Source organism: Phyllobacterium sp. P5_D12, from assembly GCF_054049495.1.
The window spans coordinates 1-3629 of sequence record NZ_JBFUMG010000452.1; the positions used below are offsets into that span (position 1 = coordinate 1).

The window sequence follows — 3629 nt, forward strand, 5'->3', positions numbered from 1 at the left end:
ATGCTCCTGTGCACGCGTAAGACTGCGCAATGTCAGTGAGAACAGTTCCTGGTATATGTCGCCGAACTTCGAGCGCGGAAATGACCTGAGGCTTGTGCCCGTTATCGCTTCGGCAAAGAAATGGTGGTTTGCATCGGCTTCGAGACCGAAGACTTCGCCGGATAGATAAAATGCGCTGATCTGCCTCCGACCGTCGGCGAGTAACCGATGGACGCGGACAGCACCAAACTCGACCTGATAGATGTTGCCCGCCTTTTCGCCTTGGGCGTAAATCTCGGAGCCCGGAGCAAAGAACAAAATCTGTTGCGGATGAGCTTGACCGAACGGCAACGGAACGGGTTGATCGATGCCATCTGATCCGAGTCGCGGTGACATTTGGACAGTGGTGTAGGCCAGCATGACGATCTCCATTCGATTTGATGGGACAACACTGGCTGATATCATCATGCTCCGAAATTCGTTTATGTACCTACGCGTTTCTACGTAGGTTGACCTGTGCCGGCAAATTGGTCGGTCAATCTAATGGCTGTTATTAACGCGTTGCCCAAGAGGGGCTTTCGAAGCACCCTGACGCCGAGCACATCAGGCATGGATCGAGAACAGTCCACCAGCAGTAAGATGGGCTTGTGGAACCCTCGCACCGCGGTCAGTGCTAGTGGGTCGTTCAAAAGTGCTTCTTCGTCTACGACGATGCAACCGCCCGCGGCGGTGCTCGGCGATGCGAGGGCTGCGTTCACATCGTCGAACGACAGAACCGCAAAGCCTTCAACCTCGAGCGCAAACTCAAGCGACCGTCGCAACCCATAGTCCGGCGCAACAACAAGTACCTGGAATGAATTCGGCAATGGGCATTCCCTCTAAACATGACCGAACGATCGGTGGCCGGCAACGACGGCCCAAATAGCTTGACTGTGTTTTCGAGGGTGCGCATTGCGCTAGGTCAAATCAGTGGATTGACCGTATTGTTAGTCAATCGATATCGAACTTTACACTGAGCGCCATTCGCACGAGTTCCGGCAAGCTCCTCGCTTTCATTTTTGCCATTACGTTGGCCCGATGGACTTCAACCGTACGTGGACTGATATTCAGATCATAGGCGATGGTTTTGTTGGCAAGACCTGCCACTACGCCTGAAAGGACTTGCCTTTCGCGGTCGGTCAACTCCTCCAACCGCGCCTGAATGGCCGAAGCGTCATCCAGGTCATCGGCGATGTCCGTCAATTGTGCCGCCGCCCGCTTTACCGCTTCAATCAAGACTTCGTCTTCAAATGGCTTTTCTATGAAGTCCAAAGCCCCGGCCTTCATGGCTTCCACAGCCATCGGCACGTCTCCATGCCCCGTTATAACGATAGAGGGAATACGAAGGTCGGCCGTTTTCAAGTTGCGCAACAATTCCACGCCACTCATGTCTGGCATTCGCAAATCTGTAACCAGGCAGCCATTGCGGATTGTCGGTGCGGTCGCAAGGAATCTTGTTGCCGACTCGTGCACGCGAACGGTGAAGCCGGACATGGTCAGCAAGAACGCGAGAGACTTTCTGACCGCCTCTTCATCGTCCACAATGTGGACAGTGTAGTCGTCAATCGCCATTTGGGTGCTTATCCTCAATTGCCGGAAGCGTGAAGCGGAATGTGGTACCCCCGCTCTCGTTCTTCTTTACCGTTATGCTGCCACCATGTGACTCGACAATCCGCTTGGAAATCGACAAACCGACTCCCATGCCGCCAGGTTTGGTGGTCATGAAGGGCTTGAACAGCTGCGCGGCGATCTCGTCGGGAATGCCRGGTCCAGTATCGGCAACGTCGACCACGACCCACCCATTCTCGTCCAAACTCGTTTGCACAAGCAGTTCACGTTTTTCACTGTCTCGCATCGCTTCCATGGCATTGCGCATTAGGTTGATCAAGACCTGTTGGATTTGCACGCCGTCAACCATGACAAACTTGGCGTCGGGGCCAAACTCGAACACGGACCTGATACCGCGTTCACGCGACCCCACGAGCGCCAGAGCGCCAGCTTCCTCGACCAGCTTGCGGATGTCTTCTTGCGTCTTGTCGGTCTCGCCGCGTGTTACGAATTCCCTTAGATGCCTGATAATTTGGCCCGCACGCAGGGCTTGCCTCGATGTCTCTTCCAAAGCCTCGCGCATTTTCGACGCGAGGGCATCATCCATGTCGCGCAACAGTCGTGTGCACCCTTGGGCATAGTTGGCTATGGCAGACAGCGGCTGGTTGAGTTCATGGGCCAGCGTCGAAGCCATTTCCCCCAGTTCGTTAAGTCGCGCCAGCCGCGCCAGCTCGCCCTGAATTTCATGTAGCCGCGCGGCGGATTCTTCGCGCTCTGTTAGGTCCCGAATAAATCCGGTGAAGAAGACCTTGTCTCCGGTCTTTATCTCTCCGACTGCAAGTTTCATCGGAAAGGTCGAACCATCCTTGCGTTTGCCGACGACGACGCGATCAATGCCTATGATGCGCTTTTCGCCAGTTTTCAAATACCTGCTTATGTAACCATCGTGCTCCCGCTGGTAAGGTTCCGGCATCAAGATCCGGACATTCCGGCCAACGACCTCGGCCTCGGTGTAGCCGAACTGCCTAACGGCTGCCGCGTTGAATGACCTGATTGTTCCATCCTTTTCAATGACGACCGTTGCATCGAGTACTGTGTCCAGAATCGACCGGAGATGCGCTTCGCGAGCGTCAAGGTCGCTCACCGTCTTGTCGGTGACCCGCCGCGCGTGATGAAGCAGCCCGCCCATCCAGGCGATCACCAGGCCGATAACAATAAGAATGCCAAACTCCACCACGTTTTGGGAGTGATTGAACTGCGCTCCCCCTACGTAAAGCGACGAGATTAAGGAGAAGAAGACGGCCGCCAACCCCGGTCCAATTCCTCCGGCGATAGAGGCTATGAGAATTGAGGGAATGAACAGAATGAAAACCGCGCGATCCTGAAGAAGATCCTGCATCGCCAATCGGAGTAGCAAGGCGGCCAGGACTGCTGCAGCCGCCAGGACATAACCTTTCATCCCCTCAAAACGTGAGGAGAGAGCGGCTTGGAGGAACCGTCCCCGGACGCCGGGTATGTCACGTGCGGGCATGGCTGTGTCGCGGTTCCTGATGGAGTTCGTGTCCAAAATGGTCTGCCAACACACAGCAATATAAATTCAAAGGTTTCAATCACAAACAGCACCCGTAAGCGAGGCAAGGGCCGTTTATCCAGGATGACTTTAGTGTTTAATCCACGCCTATGCTGTCAGTTGACTTTCCCTGATCATTTAAAGGCGGTGCCAGTCCAATTGCTGAAAACGCATCGCCGATCATGCGGCTTTCTTGGCAGTACTTGAAGCTACCGCCGAAATCGAGCACGACCTCGTGTTGTACCAAACGGCTCGTGTTTATTAGAAATCACCAAAAGAGCCAATGCCACAATGGCTATGCCGGCTGTACACGCGTTAACTCGGACCGAGAACGCTCCTGCGAATGCGAGAACCCACGGAGAGGCTGAGAGCCAGAGTCCGACAATGATTTGAGCCCACTTCTGCCACAAGCGATCGTTAATTACGGTCAGGACGCTGACCGTAAAGGGCGGCGGTACCGCTTAATATGAAATTCCAGGAGATCCAGTATGGT

General features: G+C 54.6%; 5 protein-coding genes. All 5 read right to left on the reverse strand.

Annotated features, from left to right (window positions below):
- On the reverse strand, positions 1–399 hold a 399-nt coding region (locus ACXJ5O_RS21575), incomplete at its 3' end, for a cyclic nucleotide-binding domain-containing protein (RefSeq protein ID WP_457301681.1).
- A gap of 80 nt (positions 400–479) precedes the next feature.
- On the reverse strand, positions 480–845 hold the full coding sequence (locus ACXJ5O_RS21580) for a hypothetical protein (protein ID WP_457301682.1): 366 nt from the start codon (positions 843–845) through the stop codon (positions 480–482).
- 124 nt (positions 846–969) lie between these two features.
- Positions 970–1590 (reverse strand): response regulator FixJ, encoded by a 621-nt coding sequence (gene fixJ / locus ACXJ5O_RS21585; RefSeq protein ID WP_457301683.1) that lies wholly within the window; start codon positions 1588–1590, stop codon positions 970–972.
- Positions 1580–3097 (reverse strand): PAS domain S-box protein, encoded by a 1518-nt coding sequence (locus ACXJ5O_RS21590; RefSeq protein ID WP_457301684.1) that lies wholly within the window; start codon positions 3095–3097, stop codon positions 1580–1582. Before ACXJ5O_RS21590 ends, fixJ begins: the two co-directional genes overlap by 11 nt.
- A gap of 248 nt (positions 3098–3345) precedes the next feature.
- Entirely contained in the window at positions 3346–3567 is a 222-nt protein-coding gene (locus ACXJ5O_RS21595) for an SPW repeat protein (RefSeq protein ID WP_457301685.1), read from the reverse strand.
- Positions 3568–3629: the final 62 nt, after the last annotated feature.